Origin of the sequence: Streptomyces sp. NPDC007856, assembly GCF_042868225.1 — a bacterium.
In the GTDB taxonomy this organism is placed as follows: Bacteria; Actinomycetota; Actinomycetes; order Streptomycetales; family Streptomycetaceae; genus Streptomyces.
On sequence record NZ_JBIAEC010000008.1, the window covers coordinates 72,337 to 97,969 of the forward strand.

Genomic DNA, 25,633 nt, shown 5'->3' on the forward strand with positions numbered 1-25,633 from the left:
GGAAGTGCGCGCGTGAACAGGTGGCCAGAAGACGCCCAACCGGAGGGTCCGAGAACCGCACCCGCGGAGGCGGCCCCAAGGGTGGCCCGGGGCGGGGCCCCGGCCGTGCCGGAGCCCGGCAGCGCTCAGGGCGAGGCGACCGTTCCGGACACCGATTCGCACACCGATGTGGTTCCGGGTGCCGGAGAGGCTCCAACGGGTGGCGCCGCCGACGGCGACGCGAAGTCCGAGCACACCGAAGCCGTGGAGACCGTGGACACCCTGGACGGCGAGCGGGTCGTCGAGACCGTGGGCGCCGAGGGTGCCGAGTGCGCTGTGGACGGCGAGGTCGGCGAGGCCGCTGTGGACGGCGAGGCCGCCGAGGAAGCCGAGGTCGGCGAGGTCGGCGAGGAAGCCGAGGTCGGCGAGGAAGCCGTGGGCGCCGTGGGCGTCGTGGGAATCGTGGGCGTCGTGGGCGTCGTGGACGCCGAGGCCGGCGAGGTCGGCGAGGCCGCCCTGGTGAGCGCCGAACGGCAGGATCCGGAAGCCTCCGCAGAGCCCCCGGCCCACGAACCTGTGCACACCCTCCCCGACGTGACCGTCCAGTTGGCCCCGGTCGGGCCCGGAAAGACGTCGCCCGGATCCGCCACGAAAGCACCGAGTGCCGGCGGCGACGGCGGTGACGGGCCGGTCTTCGTCGACGCGTCCGGTCGCCGTGGACGGCGTTTCCGGCGGCTCGGCATGGCCGTCGCCGTCGCCTGCGCGGGCTACGCCGCCGTCATCGCCGCGACCCTGCTGTCCGGCAACTCCACCGCACCGTGGCTGCCGGTGCCCGGCCAGGGCGACGACAAGCCGGCCGGCCAGAGGCACACCTCGCCGCACCCCAGCGCCTCCTCCGCGCCGAGCCTGTCCGGTCCCCGCGCGGTGACCGGGACAGGTGTTCCCGCATCGGTGGGCGCCACCGCCGTACCCGCTGCCGGTTCGTCCAGCCCGGCGCCCGGTGGCTCGGCAGCCGCCACACCCACGGCCGGTGCCTCCGCCACCGCCACGCCGAGCGGTCCCGGGGACTCCCCGTCCGCGTCGGCTCCGTCGACGGGCACCTCCCCGACCGCCTCCGGCCCCGGGTCCACCGCCGGCCCCTCCGCGTCCCCGACGCCCACCAGGCGCACGCCGCCCGGTCGGGCCCGGCACTCGCACCCCCCGCTCCCGCTCTGACTCGCCAGGGAAACAACCTCTGATGGCTTCGCGTTTCCGCGACGGCCGTACCCCGTCACCGGTACGGCGCCCCCGACTGCCGCTGCGCTATCTGCTCCCCGTCCTGGTGCTGTGCGCGACCCTGGCGATGCTCATGCTGCGTGGCTACGTGCACAGCGAGATCCTCGCGGACCACCGCATCCGGCCCGGGGCCGCGCAGGACAAGGTGCCGTCGAAGATCGTCGACGGCGGCCCGGTCATCGACACCCGGGACGGCGCCGTCACCAGCCTGCGGATACCGGACCACCGGATCGTGCTCACCTTCGACGACGGCCCCGACCCGACCTGGACGCCAAAGGTCCTCGACGTCCTCAGGAAGCACCACGCGCACGCGGTCTTCTTCGTCACCGGCACGATGACCTCGCGCTGTCCGGACCTCGTCCGGCGCATGGTGGCCGAGGGCCACGAGGTCGGCGTGCACACCTTCGACCACCCCGACCTCTCGTACCACTCCAGGCAGCGCATCGACTGGGAGCTGTCGCAGAGCCAGCTCGCGCTCGCCGGTGCGGCCGGCATCCGCAGCTCCCTGTTCCGGCCGCCGTACTCCTCCTTCGCGGACGCCATGGACGACGCGTCCTGGCCGGTGACCGAGTACGTCGGCAGCCGCGGCTATCTCACCGTCGTCGACGACATCGACAGCGAGGACTGGCGCAGGCCGGGCGTGGCCACGATCATCCGCAACGCCACGCCGCACGGCGGCAAGGGCGCGGTCGTCCTCATGCACGACTCGGGCGGCGACCGCCACCAGACGGTCCAGGCGCTCGACCGGTACCTGTCCCGGCTCCAGCAGCAGGGGTACGCCTTCCAGACCGTCACCGAGGCGCTGAAGGCGCCGAGCGCCGACACCCCGGTCACCGGCCTCGACCTGTGGAAGGGCAGGGCCTGGATCTTCCTGGTGCGGGCGTCGGACAGCGTCACCGGTGTCCTCGTCGCCGGTCTCGCGGTCGTCGGCGTCCTCGTCCTCGCGCGCTTCGCCCTGATGCTGCTGCTGGCCGGCGTCCACGCCCGGCGCACCCGGCGCCGGGACTTCCGCTGGGGCGAGGAGCCGGTCACCGAGCCGGTGTCGGTGCTGGTTCCGGCGTACAACGAGGCCAAGTGCATCGAGAACACGGTCCGTTCGCTGATGCGCAGCGAGCATCCGATCGAGGTGCTCGTCGTCGACGACGGCTCCACCGACGGCACGGCCGGGATCGTCGAGGCGCTGGACCTGCCGAACGTCCGGGTGATCCGGCAGGCCAACGCGGGCAAGCCGGCCGCGCTCAACCGCGGCATCGACAACGCGCGGTACGACCTGATCGTGATGATGGACGGAGACACGGTCTTCGAGCCGTCCACGGTCCGCGAACTGGTGCAGCCCTTCGCCGACCCGTCCGTCGGCGCCGTCGCCGGCAATGCCAAGGTCGGCAACAAGAACCGGCTCATCGGCGCCTGGCAGCACATCGAGTACGTGATGGGCTTCAACCTCGACCGCCGGATGTACGACATCCTGCGCTGCATGCCGACGATCCCCGGCGCGGTCGGCGCGTTCCGCCGCTCGGCGCTGCGACGGGTCGGCGGGATGAGCGACGACACGCTCGCCGAGGACACCGACATCACGATGGCGCTGCACCGCGACGGCTGGCGGGTCGTCTACGCCGAGCGCGCCCGCGCCTGGACCGAGGCGCCCGAGTCCGTCCAGCAGCTGTGGTCGCAGCGCTACCGCTGGTCGTACGGCACCATGCAGGCGATCTGGAAGCACCGCCGGGCCCTGTTCGAGCGGGGTCCCTCCGGCCGTTTCGGCCGGGTGGGCCTTCCCCTGGTGTCCCTGTTCATGGTGGTGGCCCCGCTGCTGGCGCCGCTGATCGACCTCTTCCTCGTCTACGGCCTGGTCTTCGGGCCGACCGGGAAGACGATCGTGGCCTGGTTCGCCGTCCTCGCGGTGCAGGCGGTCTGCGCGGCCTACGCCTTCGCCCTGGACCGCGAGCGCCTCACCCCGCTGCTCTCGCTGCCCCTGCAGCAGATCCTCTACCGCCAGTTGATGTACGTGGTGCTCCTCCAGTCCTGGATCACCGCGCTCACTGGTGGCCGGCTGCGCTGGCAGAAGCTGCGCCGCATGGGTGGCGTGGCCGCGCCCGGTCCGCCGCGGGACCTCTCATCCCCGCTCCGGCCGGGGTGAGAGCAACGTTCCCTTCCGGTCACTCACAGCCACAGGGCCGGAAACGCGCCCTCCCTACCTTCGGGCTCAGTCGGTCGATGGCAGGTCGACGGCAGACCGAGCAGCCGGAGCCCCCGTGGAGGCGTGATGACAGCCCCAGCCCCAACAGCCCCAACCCGTCGCAGTGGCCGCTGGATCGAGCGCTGGGACCCGGAGGACGAGGGATTCTGGAAGGCCACCGGGCAGCGGATCGCCAACCGGAACCTTTGGTTCTCCGTCCTCTCGGAGCACATCGGCTTCTCGGTCTGGACCCTGTGGTCCGTCCTCGTCCTGTTCATGGGCCCGCAGTACGGACTCACGCCCGCCGACAAGTTCCTGCTGACCTCGATGGTCACCCTCGTCGGCGCGGTCGTGCGGGTCCCCTACACCTTCGCGGTGGCCGTCTTCGGCGGCCGCAACTGGACGATCATCTCGGCGAGCCTGCTGCTCATCCCGACGATCGCGGCCTTCGCGGTCATGACACCGGGCACGTCCTTCGGCACGTTCCTCGTCGTCGGCCTGCTGGCCGGCATCGGCGGCGGCAACTTCGCCTCCTCCATGACCAACATCAACGCCTTCTTCCCGCTGAGGAAGAAGGGCTGGGCGCTCGGCCTGAACGCGGGCGGCGGCAACATCGGCGTGCCCGTCATCCAGCTCGTCGCCCTGGCGGTCATCGGCGCGAGCGGCGGCCCGCGGGTCCTGCTGGGCATCTACATCCCGCTGATCGTCGTGGCCGCGGTGCTGGCCGCCCTCTTCATGGACAACCTGGCTTCCGTGAAGAACGACACCGGCGCGGCCAAGGACGCCGCCAAGGACGCCCACACCTGGATCATGTCCTTCCTCTACGTCGGCACCTTCGGCTCCTTCATCGGCTACAGCTTCGCCTTCGGCCAGGTCCTGACGATCCAGTTCGGCCGCACCCCGCTGCAGGCGGCGTACCTCACCTTCATCGGCCCGCTGCTCGGTTCCCTGATCCGCCCGCTCGGCGGCCGGCTCGCCGACCGTTTCGGCGGTGCCCGCATCACCCTGTGGAACTACGTCGCCATGGCCGCCGCCACCGCCGTCCTCATCGGCGCGAGCCGGCAGAAGTCGCTGCCGCTGTTCGTGTCCGTCTTCGTCGTCCTGTTCGTGCTCAGCGGGCTCGGCAACGGCTCGACGTACAAGATGATCCCGGGCATCTTCCAGGCGAAGGCCCTGGCCAAGGGCCTGGAGGGGGAGGCCGCGGTGGCCTACGGCCGCCGCCTCTCCGGTGCCTCCATGGGCCTGATCGGCGCGGTCGGCGCGCTCGGCGGGGTCGGCATCAACCTCGCCTTCCGCCAGTCCTTCCTGTCCTACGGCACCGGCACCGGAGCGTTCGTCGCCTTCCTCGCCTTCTACGGCCTCTGCTTCGCGGTGACATGGGCCGTATACCTTCGCCGCCCGGCGCGAGAGACCGCGACGGTGGCGGCTTCGGAGACAAAGGCGCAGCTCAGCTACGCCGAAGTGTGACGTAACACCGGTGCAATGAAGCCGAACCGAGCCTGTCATGCGCCGTTGACAGGCTCGATTCGCGCGCCGGTCAGCTAGGAGAGGCCTCCATGTACGACGAAGAGCAGCAACCCGGAGCCGTCGAGCACGGTCCGCTCGCGGGATTCACCGTGGGCGTCACCGCCGCGCGCCGGGCCGACGAGCTGGGCGCCCTGCTCCAGCGGCGCGGGGGCGCCGTCCTGCACGCGCCGGCCCTGCGCATCGTGCCGCTGGCCGACGACGGCGAACTCCTCGCCGCGACGAAGGAGATCATCGACCAGGTGCCCGACGTGGTCGTGGCCACCACGGCGATCGGCTTCCGGGGCTGGATCGAGGCCGCCGAGGGCTGGGGCCTCGGCGAGCAGCTGCTCGGCGGGCTGCGCGGCGCCGAACTCCTGGCCAGGGGGCCGAAGGTCAAGGGGGCGATCCGCGCGGCCGGCCTGACGGAGGAGTGGTCGCCGTCCTCGGAATCCCTGGCCGAGGTCCTGGACCGCCTGCTGGAGGAGGGGGTGGACGGCCGCCGTATCGCCGTACAGCTGCACGGCGAGCCGCTCCCGGGCTTCGTGGAGTCCCTGCGGGCCGGGGGAGCGGAGGTGGTCCCGGTGCCGGTGTACCGCTGGATGCCGCCGGAGGACATCACCCCGCTGGACCGACTGCTGGACGCGACGGTCTCCCGCTCCCTGGACGCCCTCACCTTCACGAGTGCCCCCGCGGCCGCCTCGCTGCTCTCCCGGGCGGAGGACCGGGGCCTGCTCACCGACCTGCTGTCGGCCCTCACCCACGATGTCCTCCCGGCCTGCGTGGGCCCGGTCACGGCGGTCCCCCTCCAGGCCCACGGGGTGGACACCATCCAGCCGGAGCGCTTCCGTCTGGGCCCCCTGGTACAGCTGCTGTGCCAGGAACTCCCGGCCCGCGCCCGCGCGTTGCCGATCGCCGGCCACCGGGTGGAGATCCGGGGCCACGCGGTCCTGGTCGACGGCGCGCTCAAGCCGGTCCCCCCGGCGGGCATGTCCCTGCTCCGGGCCCTGTCCCGCCGCCCCGGCTGGGTGGTGCCCCGGGCCGACCTCCTGCGCGCCCTGCCGGGTGCGGGCCGCGACGAACACGCGGTGGAGACGGCGATGGCGAGGCTCCGTACGGCCCTCGGCGCGCCGAAGCTGATCCAGACGGTGGTCAAGCGCGGCTACCGCCTGGCCCTGGACCCGGCGACGGACGCGAAGTACGCGGACGCGTGAACGCCGTTGCCCTTCGCCGCCCGGGCCCGACGAATCCAGCGGGCGCAGGGGGTGCCCCAGAGCCGCCATGCCGACAACCCAGTCAGCAGCAGCGCGCGTGGCCGCCGCGGCAGTCGTGGTCGGCGTGGTCGTCCTGGCCGAGGCGCGCGTTCGCATACGCGTGCGTCCAGGAGGTACGAGGGGTTCCGGCCGGGCGTCCGGGCGGGCACTGTGAAGAGAAGAGCCCCACGCTTCCTGCCTAGGCGGTGACAGGCACATGGCACTGGGTACGGCCACACCTCCGTACGAGCCACGGTTCGACGCCGGACGGATCTGTCTCGATCTCCTCGCGACCACGCATCCGGCCGAACGCCTGGACGGCGTCGAGGCGCTGTGCGCGTGGATCGCCGGGACGGGACTCGTGCCGGAGGGTACGGCGCTCGGTCACGCCGACGCCTCCTGGCTCGTCGGGTTCCGGGAACTGCGCGCGCACATCGGGCATTTGGTGCGGAACCCACATGCGCCGGACACGCCGTCGTACGAGAGCGCGCTCCGGCGGGTCAACGAGGTCGCCCATGCCTCGACCCCCGTCCCGCGAGCCGTACGCGGTGAGCGCGGCGGACTCACCAGGGAGTTGGCCGATCCGCCGGCCTGCGCCGGGCTGCTCGCGCTCGTCGCGCGGGACGCCGTGGAACTGCTCACCGACCCCGTCGCACGGGCGGCCGTGCGGGAGTGCGAGGGTGACAACTGCCCGCTGGTGTACCTGGACACCTCCCGGGGGCGGCGCCGGCGGTGGTGTTCCAGTGAGGTCTGCGGGAACCGGGAGCGGGTGGCCCGGCACCGGCGGCGGGCCGCGCTCGCGCGGGCGTGATTTCCGTAACACCGGGTTTGGTTGGCCCATGCACAGGGATGCTGCACCCCTCCCCGCGATGTGTCTGAAATGTGAAGATCAACTGGTGGGATTGTGGTCGCATGTCCCGCTCGTCACGTCACCCGCGAGAAAACTGTCACCTCCGTTTGAACACCGCGCCACTTCCTTCCGTACGGGTGGGCGAGCGACCGACTGGGGGAACCCCCGGACACCGGAGGTGGGCGTGCGCAAGGATGCGGCCGTGGCCAATGAACGTGGATCGAGGGCCCGACATCGCATGTCCTCACAGCCCTCGGAACCCGATGAGGAGCTGATGCGTGCGCTGTATCGAGAGCACGCCGGCCCCCTGCTCGCCTATGTCCTGCGGCTGGTCGCCGGTGATCGGCAGCGCGCCGAGGACGTCGTACAGGAAACGCTCATCCGTGCCTGGAAGAACGCCGGTCAGCTCAATCGGGCGACCGGTTCGGTACGCCCCTGGCTGGTGACGGTCGCGCGCCGCATCGTCATCGACGGCCACCGCAGCCGGCAGGCCCGGCCGCAGGAGGTCGATCCGTCGCCGCTGGAGGTCATCCCCGCGGAGGACGAGATCGACAAGGCGCTGTGGCTGATGACGCTGTCGGACGCGCTCGACGACCTGACCCCGGCCCACCGGGAGGTCCTCGTCGAGACGTACTTCAAGGGGCGTACGGTCAATGAGGCGGCCGAGACGCTGGGCATCCCCAGCGGCACGGTGCGCTCTCGGGTGTTCTACGCCCTGCGATCGATGAAGCTGGCACTGGAGGAGCGGGGGGTGACGGCGTGATGAGCAGTGGTTACGGGGGAATGCAGGGATTCGGTGCAGGTGGTCCGGGTATGTCTGGGCCCATGAACCCCCAATCGGGATCTTCGGTGCCGAGCGAGCACGAGACCGTCGGCGCCTATGCCCTCGGGATTCTCGACGACGCCGAGGCAACCGCTTTCGAAGCGCACCTCGCCGGCTGCGAGTGGTGTGCCCAGCAGCTGGACGAGCTGGCCGGGATGGAGCCCATGCTGGCCGCCCTCGCGGACCTGCCGGGCTCCGGCAGCACCCCCGCGATCGGCGAGTCGCTGTCCGCCAGGCCCAGCCCGCGGATCGTGGAGAAGCTGGTCGACGAGGTCGCGGAGAAGCGCGCCCAGAAGCGCCGGCGCAGTTTCTACATGATCGCGGCGGCGGCCGCGCTGATCATCGCCGGACCGCTGGCCGCGGTGGCGGTGAACAGCGGCTCGGGCGGCGGGCAGGTCACCGCGTCCTCGGCGCAGACGACCTTCGAGGCCATGCCCGACAAGAAGTCGGCCACGGATCCGTCGTCCCAGATCAGCGCCACCGTCGCCATGGCCCGGAAGGACTGGGGCACCCAGACGGTCCTGCAGCTGAAGAACGCCAAGGGCCCGCTGAAGTGCTCACTGGTCCTCGTCGCGAAGAATGGGCAGCGCGTGACGATGTCGTCCTGGTCCGTGCCGGACTGGGGCTACGGCATCCCGAACGGGAAGACGCCGGAGTCCAGGAAACCGCTCTACATCGGCGGCGCGGCGGCCTTCAAGCCGAACGAGATCGACCACTTCGAGGTCGTCACCTTCCAGGGGAAGAAGCTGGTGCAAGTCGACGCGTAGCTTCCACGGGCCCCCTTCGCGTACGGTTGACGGCTGCCCAGCACGTCAGAAGGGGGCCCGGTGGCCGCTCAGGTTCAGCAGTCCGCGGTCGGCTCGGTACACGGCGCACACGACTCCGTCCGTGACCGAGAGATCAGCGTCGAGCAGGAACACCTGGACCGGGTGTACCGGCGGCTGGAGGAGAAGATCCACGAGGCCGAGTTCCTGATGCACGACGCGGCCAAGCGCGGACAGGTCGGCACGCCGGGTGCGCTGGCCGAGCGGGACGCGCAGGTCTTCCGGGCCGGCATCCACCTGAACCGGCTGAACAACGAGTTCGAGGACTTCCTCTTCGGGCGCATCGACCTCCTCCTCGGCAAGGACGGCAAGAAGGGGCCCGACGGCGCCTACACCGCCGTGGAGCCCGCCGAGGGCGCCGTGCGGGACGACAACACCGCCGACATCGCCGAGACCCTGCACATCGGGCGCATCGGCGTGCTCGACGAGGACTACGCGCCGCTGGTCATCGACTGGCGGGCGCCCGCCGCCGCGCCCTTCTACCGGGCCACTCCGGTGGATCCCGGGCGGGTCGTACGGCGCCGGGTCATCCGGTCCAAGGGGCGGCGGGTGCTCGGCGTCGAGGACGATCTGATGCGGCCCGAACTGACCGCCCACCTCGACGGCCGTGAGCTGCCCGTGATCGGCGACGGCGCCCTCATGGCCGCCCTCGGCCAGGCCCGCAGCCACACCATGCGGGACATCGTCTCCTCCATCCAGGCCGAGCAGGACCTGGTCATCCGCGCCCCCGCCGCCTCCATCACCCATGTCGAGGGCGGCCCGGGCACCGGCAAGACCGCGGTCGCCCTGCACCGCGCCGCCTACCTGCTCTACCAGGACAGACGCCGCTACGCGGGCGGCATCCTGATCGTCTCCCCGACCCCGCTGCTCGTGGCCTACACCGAGGGTGTGCTGCCCTCGCTCGGCGAGGAGGGCCAGGTCGCGATCCGCGCGATCGGCTCCCTCGCCGTGGACGCCGTCGGCGCCGAGGCCACGCTGTACGACTCCCCGTCCGTGGCCCGGGCCAAGGGCTCGTACCGGATGCTGAAGGTGCTGCGGAAGGCGGCCCGGGGCGCCCTGGAACTGGGGCCAGCCCCCCGCCCCGCCGCCGACGAGGACGCCGGGCCGCGGGCCTTCGACGGGCCGCCGTCCCGCCTGCGCGTCGTCGCCTTCGGACGCCGGCTGGAGCTGGAGCGGGAGGAGCTGGAACGCATCCGCCGCACCGCCCTCGGCGGCACCGCGCCGGTCAACCTGCTGCGCCCGCGCGCCCGCAAGCTGCTGCTGGACGCGCTGTGGGCCAAGTCCGGCGCCGGCGCCCGGCACACCGACCCGGAGCTGGCCGCCGAGCTGCGCTCCTCCTTCGACGAGGACGTCACGAGCGAGGACGCCTTCCTCGCCTTCCTCGACGCCTGGTGGCCCGAGCTGACCCCGAAGGCCGTGCTCGCCGCCATGGCGGACGAGAAGCGGCTCGGCCGCTGGGCCCGGCGGATCCTCAACCCCGGCGAGATCCGCAGGGTCGCCCGCTCGCTCCAGCGGGACGGGTACTCCGTGCACGACATCGCCATGCTGGACGAGCTGCAGGCGATCCTCGGGGCTCCGGCCCGGCCGCGGAAGAAGCGCGAGCTCGACCCGCTGGACCAGCTCACCGGCCTGGAGGAGCTGATGCCGGTGCGCGAGGAGTCCCAGCGGGAGCGGGCCGAGCGCCTCGCGCAGGAGCGCACCGAGTACGCGCACGTCATCGTGGACGAGGCGCAGGACCTCACGCCGATGCAGTGGCGCATGGTCGGCCGCCGCGGCCGGCACGCCACCTGGACGGTGGTCGGCGACCCGGCGCAGTCCTCCTGGTCCGACCCGGACGAGGCGGCCCAGGCCCGCGACGAGGCCCTCGGCAGCCGGCCCCGGCGCCGCTTCCAGCTCACCGTGAACTACCGCAACCCCGCCGAGATCGCCGAGCTGGCCGCCAAGGTGCTCGCGCTCGCCATGCCCGGCTCCGAGGCGCCCAGCGCCGTGCGGTCCACCGGGGTCGAGCCGCGCTTCACGGTCGTACGGGATTCCCTGGGGCGGACCGTGCGGGCGGAGGCCGAAAGGCTGCTCAACCTGGTGGACGGCACGGTCGGCGTGGTCGTCGCCATGAACCGGCGCGAGGAGGCCCGGCGCTGGCTGGCCGGGCTCGGCGACCGGGTCGTCGCGCTCGGCAGCCTGGAGGCCAAGGGCCTGGAGTACGACGCGACGGTCGTCGTCTCGCCGGCGGAGATCGCCGACGAGTCCCCGGCCGGCCTGCGCGTGCTCTACGTGGCGCTGACCCGGGCCACCCAGCAGCTGACGGTGTTGTCGGGCGACCGGGACGAGCCGGACGCGGCCGGGGTGCCGGACCTGCTGCGGGACTGAGTTTTCTGTGAACTCGTCGCAGGGGGAATGGTCCTCGGCAGGTGTTTGTTAGCCTGGATGCGGCACCGGCTCGATCCAAGCCCCCGGGCCCAACCTTTGTCCCTGCGAGGGACCACTTGCCGCGAGGCGAGCATGGCGGGTCGGTGTCGTAAGCGTGAAAGAGACCCACGTCCGTGTGACGTGGGTCTCTTTCTTTGTCTGATTGTCTCTCGTATGGTGGAAGTGTTTTTCCGAAACCACCCACCGCTCATGAACACAACGTCCGCAATCCGGGGCGACTACCGCGTACTCCGCGGTAGGTGCGACGATCGGACGGCACAACTCGCGACACGGTGAAAGCAGAGGAAGTCGGCCATGGCAACGGCGCCCAGCGTCTCCTACTCGATGACCATCCGGCTGGAGGTGCCCGCGAGCGGAACCGCCGTCTCGCAGCTCACCACCGCGGTGGAGTCCTCCGGAGGCTCGGTGACCGGCCTCGACGTCACCGCGTCCGGCCACGAGAAGCTCCGTATCGACGTCACCATCGCGGCCACCTCCACGGCCCACGCCGAGGAGATCGTCGAGAAGCTGCGCGGGATCGAGGGCGTCACCCTCGGCAAGGTCTCCGACCGTACGTTCCTGATGCACCTCGGCGGCAAGATCGAGATGGCGTCGAAACACCCCATCCGCAACCGTGACGACCTGTCCATGATCTACACGCCGGGCGTGGCCCGCGTCTGCATGGCGATCGCCGAGAACCCCGAGGACGCCCGCCGCCTCACCATCAAGCGCAACTCCGTTGCGGTCGTGACGGACGGCTCCGCCGTGCTCGGCCTCGGCAACATCGGCCCCAAGGCCGCGCTGCCGGTCATGGAGGGCAAGGCGGCCCTCTTCAAGCGCTTCGCCGGCATCGACGCCTGGCCGATCTGCCTGGACACCCAGGACACCGACGCGATCGTGGAGATCGTCAAGGCGATCGCCCCCGGGTTCGCCGGCATCAACCTGGAGGACATCTCCGCGCCGCGCTGCTTCGAGATCGAGGCCCGGCTGCGCGAGGCCCTCGACATCCCGGTCTTCCACGACGACCAGCACGGCACCGCCATCGTCGTCCTCGCCGCCCTGACCAACGCACTTCGCGTCACGGACAAGGCGATCGAGAACATCCGGGTCGTGATGTCCGGCGCCGGCGCCGCCGGTACGGCCATCCTCAAGCTGCTGCTCGCCGCCGGCGTGAAGAACGCCGTCGTCGCCGACATCCACGGTGTCGTCCACTCCGGCCGCGAGGACCTGGTGAACGCCCCCGCCGACTCGCCGCTGCGCTGGATCGCCGACAACACCAACCCCGAGGGCCTCACCGGCACCCTCAAGGAGGCCGTGCGCGGCGCCGACGTGTTCATCGGCGTCTCCGCCCCTAACGTGCTCGACGGCGACGACGTGGCCGCCATGGCCGACGGCGCCATCGTGTTCGCGCTCGCGAACCCGGACCCCGAGGTGGACCCGGCAATCGCCCGCCAGACCGCGGCCGTTGTGGCCACCGGCCGCTCCGACTTCCCGAACCAGATCAACAACGTGCTGGTCTTCCCGGGCGTCTTCCGCGGCCTGCTGGACGCCCAGTCCCGCACCGTCAACACCGACATGATGCTGGCCGCCGCGAAGGCCCTCGCCGACGTGGTCAGCCAGGACGAGCTGAACCCGAACTACATCATCCCGAGCGTCTTCAACGACAAGGTCGCGGGCGCGGTCGCCGGCGCGGTCCGCGAGGCCGCGAGGGCGGCGGGCGCGACGGCCTAGTCTGCTCCACGCCGCTCCGTCGGGTGACGGCGGAGCGGCGCCCGGGCGACGTCCCGGTGACGCCGTGCCGTACTGTGCAGGGGCTGTGAGGATCACCACGGCGGCCCCTGCACCGGCGCGTCGTGGAACCAGCCGATGCCGGGCGCCCTCTAGGGTGACGCCGAGCGGGCGCTTTTCGTGTGACTCCCCAGGGTGTTCTCACGACTCCTACGGGTGCCGGATTGGCTTTACCGCCGCAGGTAGGGGCAGGATGCGTCCCTGGGCGCGAGAGCATCGGCATCGCAGTGCCTCGGGCGGATCCGCCGCGTGGCACACCCCAACGGCAAGAAAAACACGGGAGTAACAACATGAACCGCAGTGAGCTGGTGGCCGCGCTGGCCGACCGCGCCGAGGTGACCCGCAAGGACGCCGACGCCGTGCTGGCCGCGTTCGCCGAGACCGTCGGCGAGATCGTCGCCAAGGGCGACGAGAAGGTCACCATCCCCGGCTTCCTGACCTTCGAGCGCACCCACCGTGCCGCTCGCACCGCGCGCAACCCGCAGACCGGCGAGCCGATCAACATCCCCGCCGGCTACAGCGTGAAGGTCACCGCGGGCTCCAAGCTCAAGGAAGCGGCGAAGGGCAAGTAAGCGCTCCGCTTCGAGCGCCGGTCCCACTGGAGCGCCGTGGGCCGTGTCGTCCGTAGCTGGCCGCGCCCGCGCGGCGGAGCCGGAGATCGACACAGCCCCGCGCCCCTTCGGGGCGCGTCCACAGCGGGCGTGGACAACGACAATGGGGCGGCCCCTTTGCCAAGGGGCCGCCCCATTGTCGTAACGGTTAACCGAGCGCCTTGCCGGGCAGCTCGACCTTCGCGCCGAGTTCCATGAGCTTCTCCATGAAGTTCTCGTAGCCGCGGTTGATGAGCTCGATGCCGTGGACGCGGGACGTGCCCTCGGCCGCCAGTGCCGCGATCAGGTACGAGAAGCCGCCGCGCAGGTCGGGAATGACCAGGTCGGCGCCCTGGAGCCTGGTGGGCCCCGAGACGACCGCGGAGTGCAGGAAGTTGCGCTGGCCGAAGCGGCAGTCGGAGCCGCCCAGGCACTCGCGGTAGAGCTGGATGTGTGCGCCCATCTGGTTCAGCGCGGAGGTGAAGCCCAGCCGGGACTCGTACACCGTCTCGTGGATGATGGACAGGCCCGTCGCCTGGGTCAGCGCGACCACCAGCGGCTGCTGCCAGTCGGTCTGGAAACCGGGGTGTACGTCCGTCTCCAGCGCGATGGACTTCAACTGGCCACCGGGATGCCAGAAACGGATGCCCTCGTCGTCGATCTCGAAGGCACCGCCCACCTTCCGGTAGGTGTTCAGGAACGTCATCATCGAGCGCTGCTGGGCGCCGCGGACGTAGATGTTGCCGTTGGTCGCGAGGGCCGCCGACGCCCAGGACGCGGCCTCCAGGCGGTCCGGGAGGGCGCGGTGGGTGTAGCCGCCGAGCTTGTCCACACCGGTGATGCGGATCGTGCGGTCGGTGTCCATCGCGATGATCGCGCCCATCTTCTGCAGCACGCAGATGAGGTCCTCGATCTCCGGCTCGACGGCCGCGTTGGACAACTCCGTTACGCCCTCGGCGAGCACGGCCGTCAGCAGCACCTGCTCGGTCGCGCCGACGGACGGGTACGGCAGCCGGATCTTCGTGCCCCGCAGGCCCTTCGGCGCCTCCAGGTACTGTCCGTCCGCGCGCTTCTCGATCGTCGCGCCGAACTGCCGCAGCACGTCGAAGTGGAAGTCGATGGGCCGGCCGCCGATGTCACAGCCGCCGAGGCCCGGGATGAACGCGTGCCCGAGGCGGTGCAGCAGAGGCCCGCAGAAGAGGATCGGGATACGGCTGGAGCCCGCGTGGGCATCGATGTCGGCCACGTTGGCGCTCTCGACGTGCGTCGGGTCGAGCACCAGCTCGCCCGGCTCCTCGCCCGGGCGGACCGTCACGCCGTGCAGCTGCAGCAGGCCGCGGACGACCCGCACGTCACGGATGTCGGGGACATTGCGCAGGCGGCTCGGCGCGCTGCCCAGCAGGGCGGCGACCATGGCCTTCGGTACGAGGTTCTTCGCACCGCGGACACGGATCTCGCCCTCCAGCGGGTTTCCGCCGTGGACAAGCAGGACATCGTCGTTGACGGTCATGTATCTCGCGTTCCGATGAGTTGGGCAGGGGCCGGCCGGATCACTGTGCGCGGGGGCCGGGAAGACAGGGTAATCGCCGATCACCCCCCGTCCGTAAGTCCAAGGACCACTCAGTCGCGTCATATGTGTGTCACAACACGAACCGTGCGCTATCGGGCACATGGGGTCACCGGCTCCGGGCCTGCGCCCGCAGCGCTCCCGTACACCCTGAGCTGCGTTCACTCCCGCACCCCGATTGGCTCCCCACCGAAGGGGAAGATGCGGGATCATGTCTGGCATGACCGAGGTGTCCTCGCTCACAGGGCGGCTGCTCGTGGCCACTCCCGCCCTGGCGGACCCGAACTTCGACCGCGCTGTGGTGCTCCTTCTCGACCACGACGAGGAGGGCTCCCTCGGTGTCGTCCTCAACCGCCCCACCCCGGTGGACGTGAGCGACATCCTGGAGGGCTGGGCCGATCTCACCGGCGAGCCCGGCGTGGTCTTCCAGGGCGGGCCCGTCTCGCTGGACTCGGCGCTCGGCGTCGCGGTCATCCCGGGCGGCGCGAACAGCGACCTGGCCCCGCTGGGCTGGCGCCGGGTGCACGGCGCGATCGGCCTGGTCGACCTGGAGGCCCCGCCGGAACTGCTCGCCTCGGCCCTCGGTTCCCTCAGGATCTTCGCCGGATACGCCGGCTGGGGCCCCGGCCAGTTGGAGGACGAGCTGGTCGAGGGCGCCTGGTACGTGGTCGAGTCGGAGCCCGGGGACGTCTCCTCACCGGCCCCGGAGCGACTGTGGCGCGAGGTGCTGCGCCGTCAGCGCAACGAGCTGGCGATGGTGGCCACGTATCCGGACGACCCTTCGCTCAACTGATACCTGTGCACTTCAGTACCCTGGGCGGTATGAGCACTCTTGAGCCCGAGCGCGGGACTGGTACGGGGACCCTCGTAGAGCCGACGCCACAGGTGTCCCACGGCGACGGTGACCACGAGCGCTTCGCCCACTACGTCCAGAAGGACAAGATCATGGCGAGCGCCCTCGACGGCACCCCCGTCGTGGCGCTGTGCGGCAAGGTCTGGGTGCCGGGCCGCGACCCGAAGAAGTACCCCGTGTGCCCCATGTGCAAGGAGATCTACGAATCCATGGGCAGCGGCGGCGACGACAAGGGCGGCGACAAGTAGGCGTCCGTCCGAGTTCGTGAGGTCCCCCGGTGCGTGTGCGGTGCGCGCGCCGGGGGCTTTCGTGTTCTCTGGTCAGGAGTGGTCGAGACCTGTAGCCTCCGTCTTCGGTTGTGCGTAGCGGAACGGGCGTTGCACTGAGCACAACGCAGGCGCGGAGGTGCGGCGGCACATGAGCGACACACCCCTCTACCCGGACCCCGATGTGGCGCTGATCCCCGCGCCCAGCCGCGTTTCGGCCTCGCTGCCGGGCGGCGGCACCGGATTCGTCATCGACGCGGACACCGAGATCGAGGCCACCCAGGGCACCGAGCGGGTCGCGCGCTGGCTGCGGACGACAGTCGGCGCGGCGACCGGGCTGCCGCTGGCCCCGCACCGCGACAGCGGCTTCCGCGTCCTGCTGCGGATCGCCCCCTCGCTGGAGGAGGAACTCGGCAGCCCGGAGGCCTATCAGCTGTGCGCCGACGGACATCTGATCTGCATCGACGGCGCGAGCGAAGCCGGCCTGTTCTGGGGCGCCCAGACCTTCCGGCAACTGCTCGGTCCGGAGGCGTTCCGGCGCGCCCCGATCAGCGGGCGCACCGAGTGGGAGTTCCCGGCCGTCACCATTCGCGACGCGCCCCGATTCCGCTGGCGCGGTCTTCTCCTGGACGTGGCACGGCACTTCATGCCCAAGGAAGGCGTGCTGCGCTATCTCGACCTGATGGCCGCGCACAAACTCAATGTCTTCCACTTCCATCTGACCGACGACCAGGGCTGGCGGATCGAGATCAAGCGGTATCCGAAACTGACCGAAACCGCCTCCTGGCGGTCACGGTCGAAATTCGGTCACCGGGCCTCCCCGCTGTGGGAGGAGAAACCGCACGGCGGTTACTACACCCAGGACGACATCCGGGAGATCGTCGCCTATGCCGCCGAGCGGCATATCACCGTCGTCCCGGAAATCGACGTACCGGGCCATTCGCAGGCCGCCATCGCCGCGTATCCGGAACTCGGCAACACCGACGTCATCGACACCACCGCCCTTGAGGTCTGGGACGACTGGGGAATCTCCTCCAACGTACTCGCCCCCACTGACACCACCCTGCGGTTCTACGAGGGGGTGTTCGAGGAGGTCCTGGAGTTGTTCCCGTCGCAGTTCGTCCATGTCGGCGGCGACGAGTGCCGCAAGGAGCAGTGGACCGAGTCGGTGACCGCCAAGTCCCGGATCGCGGACCTGTCTCTCGCCGACGAGGACGAGCTGCAGTCGTGGTTCATCGGCCACTTCGACGCCTGGCTCGCCGCGCGCGGGCGCCGGCTCATCGGCTGGGACGAGATCCTGGAAGGCGGGCTCGCCAAGGGGGCCGCCGTGTCGTCCTGGCGCGGTTACGGCGGCGGGATCGCGGCCGCGCGGGCCGGCCACGACGTCGTCATGTGCCCCGAGCAGTACGTGTATCTGGACCACCGTCAGGCCCCGGGCGAGGACGAGCCGGTGCCGATCGGGTTCGTGCGCACCCTGGAGGACGTCTACCGGTTCGAACCCGTTCCGCAGGGGCTCACCGAGGCGGAGGCCCGGCATGTGCTGGGCACTCAGGCCAACGTGTGGACCGAGGTGCTGGAGGACACCGCGCGCGTGGACTACCAGACCTTCCCCCGGCTCGCGGCCTTTGCCGAGGTGGCCTGGAGCCGGCTGCCCGCCCCCGCGGAACGGGACTTCGCCGGCTTCGAACGCCGTATGACCGCCCATTACGCGCGACTCGACGCCCTCGGCGTGGCCTACCGGCCGCCCACCGGGCCCCGGCCGTGGCAGAAACGCCCCGGTGTCCTCGGCCGTCCCATCGAGGGGCCTCCGCCGGACAGGTGACCGCCCGGTCCGGGCGACCGTTCCGAACAAGTGCTGGAAAACCGCGCCAAGCGTCACCGAAGAGTGTCAATCGGCGTGCACCGGCGATGCCGTACAAAAACGGACCATCTCCGCGATGAGGTGGGCGAATGCCCTCTACTGCCTCCTAGCGGACCCCCGTCCTCGGCCCTTGCGAAGATGTGCCAGAGTTGCCACGTCCGCCCTGTGAGCACGTACCGTACGGCCACACAGGTGGGACCAGGTGGGGCAGCGGGAAGGGGCAGCCGGTTTTGACCACGCACGCACCGCAGGCGGAGCAGGCCGTCACGCTGCCCACGACGCTGGACGAGGCCGTGGCGGCCCTCGGGGCCATGCCCACCGCCGTGCCCGTCGCGGGCGGCACCGACCTGATGGCCGCCGTCAACTCCGGCCAGCTCAGGCCGGCTGCCCTGGTGGGCCTCGGGCGGATCAGCGAGATCCGCGGCTGGCAGTACCAGGACGGCCACGCGCTGCTCGGCGCGGGCCTCACGCACGCGCGCATGGGCCGCCCCGACTTCGCGGCCCTGATCCCGGCGCTCGCCGCCGCCGCGCGCGCCGCGGGCCCGCCGCACATCCGCAACGCGGGCACCCTGGGCGGCAACATCGCCTCGGCCGCCCCCACCGGGGACGCACTGCCGGTGCTGGCCGCCCTGGAGGCGACGCTGATCATCGCGGGTCCGGACGGAGCCCGCCGCGAGGTTCCGGTGTCGCACCTGCTGGCCGGCATGGAGATGCTGCGCGGCGGCGAACTCATCGGCTACGTGCGCGTGCCGCTGCTGCACGCCCCGCAGGTCTTCCTGAAGGCGACCGGCCGCACCGGCCCGGGCCGCGCGCTGGCCTCCGTGGCCCTGGTCCTCGACCCCGCCCGGCGCGGAGTGCGGTGCGCCGTCGGTGCCATAGCGCCGATGCCGCTCCGGCCCCTGGACGCCGAGCAGTGGGTCGCCCAGCTGATCGACTGGGACAACGACCGCGAGCTCGTCCCGGAGGCCCTGAACGCCTTCGGCGAGTACGTCGCCGCGGCCTGCATCCCGGATCCGGCACCGGAGCCCGACGGCTCCGTGGCCCCGCTTCCGCCCGCCGTACTGCACCTGCGGCGCACCGTTGCCGCACTGGCCCGACGAGCACTGGGGAGGGCGCTGTCGTGACCGACGACCAGCACGGACAGGGCACGCCCCAGGGCGGCGGACGCTGGGACCCGCTGCCCCAGGGCGACTACGACGACGGCGCCACCGCCTTCGTCAAGCTCCCCGAGGGCGGCATCGACGCCCTGTTGTCCGGCGACAGCCCGCTGGCCGCGCCGGGTCATGGCTATGTGCCGCCGCAGATAGCGGTCGCCCCCGGCACCGGCGACCCCGCCCAGGCCGGCACCTGGGCAGCGCCCGCGGGCGGCGCGGAGTGGCCCGACCCGAACGCCACGCCCCAGACGCGGGCCGACGACCGGTTCACCTACAGCCCCGGTGCGACCCAGCACTGGACCTTCGAGGAGCCCGCGGCGCCGGCCGCGTCCGGGCACGACGTCACCGGGCAGTGGTCGATCCCGGTCGCCGACGGCGATCTCCCGGACGATTCGGGCGAGTTCACCACGTCGTCCCTGGTCGAGCAGTGGGGCGGGACCCCGCCGGCCACCCTGCCCGGCGGCGCGCCCGCGCCCTGGGCGACGGAGGAGACCGGCCGCTCCTGGGACCGGCCCGCCGAGACCGGCCATCCCGGCCTGCCCGACCACACCGACGCCCACCCGGGGGGCGGTCCGGTCGGCCCGGCGGCGCCGGGGTACGCGCCCGCACCGGACGAGCGGTACGGGCCGGGCCCGGCCGGCCAGGCCCCGGCCGCCCACGAGGAGACCGGGCCGGCGGAAGCCGGCCCCGGGGGCCCCGGGCACGCGTCGGCCGGTGGGTCCGCGGAGCCTGCCGAGTTCGAGTACGGGGACTTCGGCGAGTCCGCGGAGCCGGACAGCGACGGCCACGGCCCCGAGCAGGCCCCTGAGCGCCCCGCTGGCGGCCCGGCAGGTCATGAGGGACCGGCGGCCCGCGCCGACGTCCGGCAGGCAGCCACAGCCCCCACAACGCCCACGAGCCCCACCGCGGCCGACGCGGCGGCGGCCGGGCACCCGGCACCGCGGACCCCGGCCTCCGCAGCCGTACCCGAGCACTCCTCCGACGCGCCCGAGGCCGACGACGCGCCCGAGGGCGCCGCCGAGGACACCGCGCCCCGGCCGCAGGAAGCCGCGGCAGAGGAACACGCGGAGCACACCGCCCCCGTCCCGCCGCACGACGACCACCCGCTCGCCTCCTACGTCCTGCGCGTCAACGGCGTCGAGCGGCCCGTCACCGACGCCTGGATCGGCGAGTCGCTGCTGTACGTCCTGCGTGAGCGGCTCGGGCTCGCGGGCGCCAAGGACGGCTGCTCGCAGGGCGAGTGCGGGGCCTGCAACGTCCAGGTCGACGGCCGGCTGGTGGCCTCCTGCCTGGTCCCGGCGGTCACCGCGGCCGGCAGCGAGGTGCGCACGGTCGAGGGCCTGGCCGCCGACGGACAGCCCTCCGACGTGCAGCGCGCGCTCGCCCGGTGCGGTGCCGTGCAGTGCGGTTTCTGTGTGCCCGGCATGGCGATGACCGTGCACGACCTGCTGGAGGGCAACCCGGCGCCGACCGAGCTGGAGACCCGGCAGGCGCTGTGCGGCAACCTGTGCCGCTGCTCCGGCTATCGGGGCGTTCTGGACGCCGTCAAGGAGGTCGTCGCCGAACGCGAGGCGTCGCACGCCGCCGACGCCGAGACGGACGCGGACGAGGCCCGTATTCCCCACCAGGCGGGCCCCGGATCCGGCGGCGTCAACCCGTCGGCGTTCGAGGCGCCCGGGGCGTTCGGCACCCCGCACGCCCCCGGTGGCTACGGCGACACGCCGCCGTACGGCACACCCGACCCGTACGGCACACCGCCGCACGGCATCCCGGGACCGCACGGCCCGCACTACGGCCAGGACGGAGGCCAGGCGTGAGCAACGAAGCCGCCACGGCGACCACCGCCGCGGAACCCGCCCCCGAGGCGTTGCCGCACGGCCTCGGCGCCTCCCTGCCGCACGCCGACGCCCGCGCCAAGACCGAGGGCACCTTCCCGTACGCGGCCGACCTGTGGGCCGAGGGCCTGCTGTGGGCGGCCGTCCTGCGCTCCCCGCACGCGCACGCGCGCATCGTGTCCATCGACACCAGCCACGCGCGCGAGATGCCCGGCGTACGGGCCGTCGTCACGCACGAGGACGTGCCCGGCACCCCCCGCCACGGCCGGGGCACCCCCGACCGGCCGGTGTTCGCCTCGGAGGTCGTACGGCATCACGGCGAGCCCATCGCGGCCGTCGCCGCCGACCACCCGGACACCGCACGGATGGCCGCGGCGGCCGTCATCGTCGAGTACGAAGTACTCGACCCGGTCACCGACCCCGAACAGGCCTTCGAGGCCGAACCGCTGCACCCCGACGGCAACCTGATCCGGCACATCCCGCTCCGGCACGGCGACCCGGAGGCGGTCGGCGAGGTCGTCGTCGAGGGCCTGTACCGGATAGGGCGCCAGGACCCGGCCCCCATCGGCGCCGAGGCCGGCCTCGCCGTGCCGCGCCCCGACGGCGGCGTGGAGCTGTACCTGGCCTCCACCGACCCGCACACCGACCGCAACACCGCCGCGGCCTGCTACGGCCTGTCCCCGGATCGGGTGAAGATCGTCGTCACCGGGGTGCCGGGCGCCACCGCCGACCGCGAGGACCAGGGCTTCCAGCTCCCGCTCGGCCTGCTCGCCCTGAAGACCGGCTGCCCGGTGAAGCTCACGGCGACCCGCGAGGAGTCCTTCCTCGGCCACGCCCACCGCCATCCCACGCTGCTCAGGTACCGCCACCACGCCGACGCCGAGGGCAGGCTGGTGAAGGTGGAGGCGCAGATCCTGCTGGACGCGGGCGCGTACGCCGACACCTCCTCCGACGCCCTGGCCGCCGCCGTCTCCTTCGCCTGCGGCCCGTACGTCGTCCCGAACGCCCTCATCGAGGGCTGGGCCGTGCGCACCAACAACCCGCCCTCCGGCCATGTGCGCGGCGAGGGCGCGATGCAGGTGTGCGCCGCCTACGAGGCCCAGATGGACAAGCTGGCCAAGAAACTCGGCCTGGACCCGGCCGAGGTGCGCCTGCGCAACGTCCTCGCGACCGGTGACGTCCTCCCGATCGGCCAGACGGTGACCTGCCCGGCGCCGGTCGCCGAACTCCTGCAGGCCGTCCGGGACTTCCCGCTCCCGGCCCTGCCGAAGGACACGCCCGAGGAGGAGTGGCTGCTGCCCGGCGGCCCCGAGGGCGCCGGCGAACCGGGCGCGGTGCGCCGGGGCGTCGGCTACGGCCTGGGCATGGTGCACATGCTCGGCGCGGAGGGCGCCGACGAGGTGTCCACGGCGACGGTCAAGGTCCACGACGGTGTCGCCACCGTGCTCTGCGCGGCCGTCGAGACCGGCCAGGGCTTCACCACCCTCGCCCGGCAGATCGTCCAGGAGACCCTCGGCATCGAGGAAGTCCACGTGGCGCCGGTCGACACCGACCAGCCCCCGGCCGGCGCGGGCTGCCGCGGCCGCCACACCTGGGTGTCGGGCGGCGCGGTGGAACGCGCGGCGAAGATGGTCCGCACCCAGCTCCTGCAGCCGCTCGCCCACAAGTTCGGAATGTCGACGGAGCTGCTCCAGATCACCGACGGCAAGATCACGTCGTACGACGGCGTGCTGTCGACCACCGTCACGGAGGCGATGGACGGCAAGGAGCTGTGGGCGACGGCGCAGTGCCGGCCGCACCCGACCGAGCCGCTGAACGCCTCCGGCCAGGGCGACGCCTTCGTGGGCCTGGCCTTCTGCGCGATCCGCGCGGTGGTGGATGTCGACATCGAGCTGGGCTCGGTGCGGGTGGTGGAGCTTTCGGTCGCCCAGGACGTCGGCCGGATCCTCAACCCTACCCAGCTCGCGGCCCGGATCGAGGCGGGCGTGACCCAGGGCGTGGGCATCGCGCTCACCGAGAACCTGCGCACCCCCCGCGGCCTGATCCGCCACCCCGACCTGACCGGCTACGCCCTCCCCACCGCGCTGGACGCCCCGGACATCCGGATCGTCAAACTGGTCGAGGAACGGGACGTGGTCGCCCCCTTCGGGGCCAAGTCCGCCAGCGCGGTCCCGGTCGTGACGGCACCGGCCGCGATCGCCTCCGCGGTCCGCGCGGCCACCGGCCGCCCGGTCAACCGGCTCCCCATCCGGCCACAGGCGGCGGTGGTCACGGGACAGTGAGCGCCCGGAGGCTCACCCCGCCGCGGAGACGGTCCTCGTCCGCCCGCGACGTGCCCCGGTGCCGCGCGCAACGCGTCCCCGTGATCCGACGTCCTTCCCGGTGAGGGCCGTTGTCAGTGGTGCGGCGTAGTGTTCTGAGCGGTGGGGGCACTCGCACTCACGGACTCACGTGCGGACCGACGCGCGTGGGCACCGACGGGGAAGATCGCGGGGGAGCGATGAGCACGACCGACGCCGGGATTGCGGCGATCACGCTGACCGAGGCGGAGCTGGACCGCTATGTCACCCACGGGCCGACGCGCGGCCTGCTCAGCGGCACCGGACTGCCCGCGGACACCGACCTGCTGACCTTCTCCCCGCTGCGCACACACGGCCTGCGCACGCTCGCCGACGCCGCGGACGGCCCGTTCCGGGTCGCGGACGAGCTGCGGGACCGGCTGGTGATAGGCGAACTCCTCAACCCGGCGGGCATGGACCGCGAGTCGATCCTGCTCGACGGCGGCACCGGCGAGCTGACGACGGCGTACCTGTTCGACCCGTCCGAGCCCCGCCCCTTCGCGCCCTCCCTGTCCACGCTGCTGCGCTTCGCCGCGGTCACCGAGGAACTGGCGGGCCTGCGCGGCCGTTTCGCGTCCCTGGCGGGTCAGTACGGCCCCAGGACGGCCACCGAGGCGACCCGCCGCCTGCTCTCCCTCTTCGAGGAGGGCGCCGACGGCGAGGTCCCGCCGTACTGGAAGGCGGCGGCCCTGATCCGCCCGCTCGCCCTCGTCGCCGGCCCCGGCATCGCCTCCGGCCTCACGCTGGACGTCCCCGCCCGCGTCCTGGACCAGGAGTTCGGGCACGGCAGGGTGACCCGCTTCGAAGAGGTCGACTTCCCCGCGACCCTCACGCACGGGCCGACCCGGCGCTTCCTGCGCGAGACCGGGCTGCCGGAGGAGGCGGTCCTCTTCCACGCCGACACCGACGTCCCGCTGCCGACGCTCCGGGAGTACTTCACGGAGGAGCACGCCGGCGACTACCCCCTGGACGAACTCCCGGCCCACGCCGACCACTTGATCCGCCTGGGCCACCTCATCGAGGACAACAGCCTGGTGGTCGACGGCAGAACCGGCGCGGTGCTGACCTTCAGCGAGCCGGAGGCCACGCTCTACCCCCTCAACACCGACGTCTCCACCCTCGCCTTCACGCTCTGGCTCCTCCACCACGAGCGCACCATCGACGAACACCTCGCCAACGAACTGACGACGGACGCGTACGACCAGCTGGCCGCGGCGATGATCCACACCCTGTCGACCGTCGACCCCACGGGCACGGCCCCCGGCACCCACTGGCACTACTGGACGGAACTGTTCCAGGACGAGGCGGGCGGGGTGCTCTGAAACACCGACGGACGACCGAAGGAGCGGCACCCCTCCCGGGGTGCCGCCCCTTCGTACTGCCTGCTCAGGCATGCAGAGGCCGTGGCGGGATTCGAACCCACGTAACTCGCTTTGCAGTCTGCTCACGCAGCCCAGAGACTCGTACCGAGTCTGCCAGGCTCGCCCTGTAGGTCAAGCGGTTCAGATGAACTGAGGCGACTTACCCAACAGCGGGCACTGACGGCCGTAAGCAGACACAGAGGAGCCCCGGTCCCTGCTTGGGATCACGGGGCTTCCTGCTGCTCTCAGGGCTTGGAGACGAACGAACCTTGCCCGAGCACGGTGTAGAGCCTGCCCTCTTCCCTGAGAGCCGCTACGGCTTTCTGGACGGTAGAGGGAGCTACGTCCAACTCGGTAGCAAGCTCCACCACAGCAGGGAAACGCTCCCCAGGGGCGTACGTACCGGTATCCAGCCGTCGGCGTAGCTCAGCAGCAACCTGGGGCCATACGGGCTTGCTGCGGTCAAGATCCATACAACCGAGCATCCGTGAGTACGCGCATTCCCGCGACCGCGTATACGCGTATGCGCGTATCCTCAGCTTCGAAAGGACCCCCGCGACCGGGCGAACGGTCCGGGGGCGTGGCCACCAGCTATGAGGAGCTGATGACAGTGAGCCAGCCTAGTCATGTCCGGCTGTTGCCCTGGAAGGGGCCGGAAGGGAAGTCGGCGCACCTGATTACGGACGGCACCCCTACGCCCCTGTCACTGCTTGCCGACACGATCGAGAGCCAGCAGATCGAGACAGCAACGGTGATCGTGGAGTTGGCACGGCCGATGGTCGGCGAGGAAGCCAAGCTGACAGCGGATGAACTGCGCTGGATCTGCTCTCGGCTCATCGAGAGCCTGACAGAGGTACTGAACATCGCAGAGAGCCGGGGACAGAGGCTGCCGGAGTACGAGGAGGAGTAGGTCTCCTACCTCTCAGAGAGCCC

20 protein-coding genes are annotated in these 25,633 nt (G+C 71.8%); 18 read left to right on the forward strand and 2 right to left on the reverse strand.

What is annotated here, in order from left to right; genetic code table 11:
* The first annotated feature begins 105 nt into the window (after nucleotides 1-105).
* The 10 genes from ACFYOH_RS20245 to ACFYOH_RS20290 all read left to right on the forward strand — a co-directional run bounded on the left by ACFYOH_RS20245 (nucleotide 106) and on the right by ACFYOH_RS20290 (nucleotide 13,446).
* Nucleotides 106-1,194, forward strand: coding sequence for a hypothetical protein (locus ACFYOH_RS20245; protein ID WP_388627314.1), 1,089 nt, complete (start codon nucleotides 106-108; stop codon nucleotides 1,192-1,194).
* Nucleotides 1,195-1,216: 22 nt separating this feature from the next.
* Entirely contained in the window at nucleotides 1,217-3,388 is a 2,172-nt protein-coding gene (locus ACFYOH_RS20250; protein WP_388627315.1) for a bifunctional polysaccharide deacetylase/glycosyltransferase family 2 protein, read from the forward strand.
* Between the two features lie 126 nt (nucleotides 3,389-3,514).
* Nucleotides 3,515-4,894: a nitrate/nitrite transporter gene (locus ACFYOH_RS20255; protein WP_388627317.1), complete on the forward strand. Its 1,380-nt coding sequence runs from the start codon at nucleotides 3,515-3,517 to the stop codon at nucleotides 4,892-4,894.
* An 89-nt stretch (nucleotides 4,895-4,983) separates the two neighbouring features.
* Nucleotides 4,984-6,144 (forward strand): uroporphyrinogen-III synthase, encoded by a 1,161-nt coding sequence (locus ACFYOH_RS20260; protein ID WP_388627319.1) that lies wholly within the window; start codon nucleotides 4,984-4,986, stop codon nucleotides 6,142-6,144.
* A gap of 256 nt (nucleotides 6,145-6,400) precedes the next feature.
* Nucleotides 6,401-6,994 (forward strand): CGNR zinc finger domain-containing protein, encoded by a 594-nt coding sequence (locus tag ACFYOH_RS20265; RefSeq protein ID WP_388627321.1) that lies wholly within the window; start codon nucleotides 6,401-6,403, stop codon nucleotides 6,992-6,994.
* 217 nt (nucleotides 6,995-7,211) lie between these two features.
* Entirely contained in the window at nucleotides 7,212-7,796 is a 585-nt protein-coding gene (locus tag ACFYOH_RS20270; protein ID WP_030167252.1) for a sigma-70 family RNA polymerase sigma factor, read from the forward strand.
* Between the two features lie 62 nt (nucleotides 7,797-7,858).
* A complete protein-coding gene (locus ACFYOH_RS20275) occupies nucleotides 7,859-8,623 on the forward strand; it encodes an anti-sigma factor family protein (RefSeq protein WP_388627322.1) in 765 nt (254 codons plus the stop codon).
* Nucleotides 8,624-8,683: 60 nt separating this feature from the next.
* A complete protein-coding gene (locus ACFYOH_RS20280; RefSeq protein ID WP_388627324.1) occupies nucleotides 8,684-11,047 on the forward strand; it encodes a HelD family protein in 2,364 nt (787 codons plus the stop codon).
* A 354-nt stretch (nucleotides 11,048-11,401) separates the two neighbouring features.
* Nucleotides 11,402-12,817 (forward strand): NAD-dependent malic enzyme, encoded by a 1,416-nt coding sequence (locus ACFYOH_RS20285; RefSeq protein WP_388627325.1) that lies wholly within the window; start codon nucleotides 11,402-11,404, stop codon nucleotides 12,815-12,817.
* 347 nt (nucleotides 12,818-13,164) lie between these two features.
* Nucleotides 13,165-13,446 carry an HU family DNA-binding protein gene (locus tag ACFYOH_RS20290; RefSeq protein WP_023550134.1) on the forward strand — a complete coding sequence of 94 codons (282 nt, stop codon included), beginning with the start codon at nucleotides 13,165-13,167 and terminating at the stop codon, nucleotides 13,444-13,446.
* A gap of 187 nt (nucleotides 13,447-13,633) precedes the next feature.
* Here the strand turns inward: ACFYOH_RS20290 and murA are convergent, their stop codons facing one another.
* Nucleotides 13,634-14,974 (reverse strand): UDP-N-acetylglucosamine 1-carboxyvinyltransferase, encoded by a 1,341-nt coding sequence (gene murA, locus ACFYOH_RS20295; RefSeq protein ID WP_388627328.1) that lies wholly within the window; start codon nucleotides 14,972-14,974, stop codon nucleotides 13,634-13,636.
* A 277-nt stretch (nucleotides 14,975-15,251) separates the two neighbouring features.
* Between murA and ACFYOH_RS20300 the strand changes: the two genes are divergently transcribed.
* From ACFYOH_RS20300 to ACFYOH_RS20330, 7 genes are all read left to right on the forward strand, one after another.
* Nucleotides 15,252-15,824, forward strand: coding sequence for a YqgE/AlgH family protein (locus ACFYOH_RS20300; protein WP_388627329.1), 573 nt, complete (start codon nucleotides 15,252-15,254; stop codon nucleotides 15,822-15,824).
* Nucleotides 15,825-15,853: 29 nt separating this feature from the next.
* Nucleotides 15,854-16,132 carry a DUF3039 domain-containing protein gene (locus ACFYOH_RS20305; protein ID WP_143638399.1) on the forward strand — a complete coding sequence of 93 codons (279 nt, stop codon included), beginning with the start codon at nucleotides 15,854-15,856 and terminating at the stop codon, nucleotides 16,130-16,132.
* A 169-nt stretch (nucleotides 16,133-16,301) separates the two neighbouring features.
* Nucleotides 16,302-17,972, forward strand: coding sequence for a beta-N-acetylhexosaminidase (locus tag ACFYOH_RS20310; RefSeq protein WP_388627330.1), 1,671 nt, complete (start codon nucleotides 16,302-16,304; stop codon nucleotides 17,970-17,972).
* Nucleotides 17,973-18,241: 269 nt separating this feature from the next.
* Nucleotides 18,242-19,135: an FAD binding domain-containing protein gene (locus tag ACFYOH_RS20315; RefSeq protein ID WP_388627332.1), complete on the forward strand. Its 894-nt coding sequence runs from the start codon at nucleotides 18,242-18,244 to the stop codon at nucleotides 19,133-19,135.
* Nucleotides 19,132-20,982 (forward strand): 2Fe-2S iron-sulfur cluster-binding protein, encoded by a 1,851-nt coding sequence (locus tag ACFYOH_RS20320; protein WP_388627334.1) that lies wholly within the window; start codon nucleotides 19,132-19,134, stop codon nucleotides 20,980-20,982. The genes ACFYOH_RS20315 and ACFYOH_RS20320 overlap by 4 nt, the downstream gene beginning before the upstream one ends.
* Entirely contained in the window at nucleotides 20,979-23,282 is a 2,304-nt protein-coding gene (locus ACFYOH_RS20325; protein WP_388627336.1) for a xanthine dehydrogenase family protein molybdopterin-binding subunit, read from the forward strand. Before ACFYOH_RS20320 ends, ACFYOH_RS20325 begins: the two co-directional genes overlap by 4 nt.
* Nucleotides 23,283-23,500: 218 nt before the next feature.
* Nucleotides 23,501-24,661, forward strand: coding sequence for an SUKH-4 family immunity protein (locus ACFYOH_RS20330; protein ID WP_388627337.1), 1,161 nt, complete (start codon nucleotides 23,501-23,503; stop codon nucleotides 24,659-24,661).
* Nucleotides 24,662-24,945: 284 nt separating this feature from the next.
* Here the strand turns inward: ACFYOH_RS20330 and ACFYOH_RS20335 are convergent, their stop codons facing one another.
* Entirely contained in the window at nucleotides 24,946-25,185 is a 240-nt protein-coding gene (locus ACFYOH_RS20335) for a GntR family transcriptional regulator (RefSeq protein WP_388627339.1), read from the reverse strand.
* Between the two features lie 95 nt (nucleotides 25,186-25,280).
* On the opposite strand from ACFYOH_RS20335, the gene ACFYOH_RS20340 reads away from it, so the two are divergent.
* Nucleotides 25,281-25,610: a hypothetical protein gene (locus ACFYOH_RS20340; protein ID WP_388627341.1), complete on the forward strand. Its 330-nt coding sequence runs from the start codon at nucleotides 25,281-25,283 to the stop codon at nucleotides 25,608-25,610.
* Nucleotides 25,611-25,633 lie beyond the last annotated feature (23 nt).

What these genes read in the sequence shown, in the direction of transcription:
- murA (WP_388627328.1), bottom strand. Translation starts at nt 14,974, where the DNA reads ATGACCGTCAACGACGATGTCCTGCTTGTCCACGGCGGAAACCCGCTG.
- ACFYOH_RS20335 (WP_388627339.1), bottom strand. Translation starts at nt 25,185, where the DNA reads ATGCTCGGTTGTATGGATCTTGACCGCAGCAAGCCCGTATGGCCCCAG.
- ACFYOH_RS20275 (WP_388627322.1), top strand. Translation starts at nt 7,859, where the DNA reads ATGAACCCCCAATCGGGATCTTCGGTGCCGAGCGAGCACGAGACCGTC.
- ACFYOH_RS20255 (WP_388627317.1), top strand. Translation starts at nt 3,515, where the DNA reads ATGACAGCCCCAGCCCCAACAGCCCCAACCCGTCGCAGTGGCCGCTGG.
- ACFYOH_RS20260 (WP_388627319.1), top strand. Translation starts at nt 4,984, where the DNA reads ATGTACGACGAAGAGCAGCAACCCGGAGCCGTCGAGCACGGTCCGCTC.
- ACFYOH_RS20305 (WP_143638399.1), top strand. Translation starts at nt 15,854, where the DNA reads ATGAGCACTCTTGAGCCCGAGCGCGGGACTGGTACGGGGACCCTCGTA.
- ACFYOH_RS20310 (WP_388627330.1), top strand. Translation starts at nt 16,302, where the DNA reads ATGAGCGACACACCCCTCTACCCGGACCCCGATGTGGCGCTGATCCCC.
- ACFYOH_RS20250 (WP_388627315.1), top strand. Translation starts at nt 1,217, where the DNA reads ATGGCTTCGCGTTTCCGCGACGGCCGTACCCCGTCACCGGTACGGCGC.
- ACFYOH_RS20330 (WP_388627337.1), top strand. Translation starts at nt 23,501, where the DNA reads ATGAGCACGACCGACGCCGGGATTGCGGCGATCACGCTGACCGAGGCG.
- ACFYOH_RS20265 (WP_388627321.1), top strand. Translation starts at nt 6,401, where the DNA reads ATGGCACTGGGTACGGCCACACCTCCGTACGAGCCACGGTTCGACGCC.
- ACFYOH_RS20300 (WP_388627329.1), top strand. Translation starts at nt 15,252, where the DNA reads ATGACCGAGGTGTCCTCGCTCACAGGGCGGCTGCTCGTGGCCACTCCC.
- ACFYOH_RS20290 (WP_023550134.1), top strand. Translation starts at nt 13,165, where the DNA reads ATGAACCGCAGTGAGCTGGTGGCCGCGCTGGCCGACCGCGCCGAGGTG.
- ACFYOH_RS20285 (WP_388627325.1), top strand. Translation starts at nt 11,402, where the DNA reads ATGGCAACGGCGCCCAGCGTCTCCTACTCGATGACCATCCGGCTGGAG.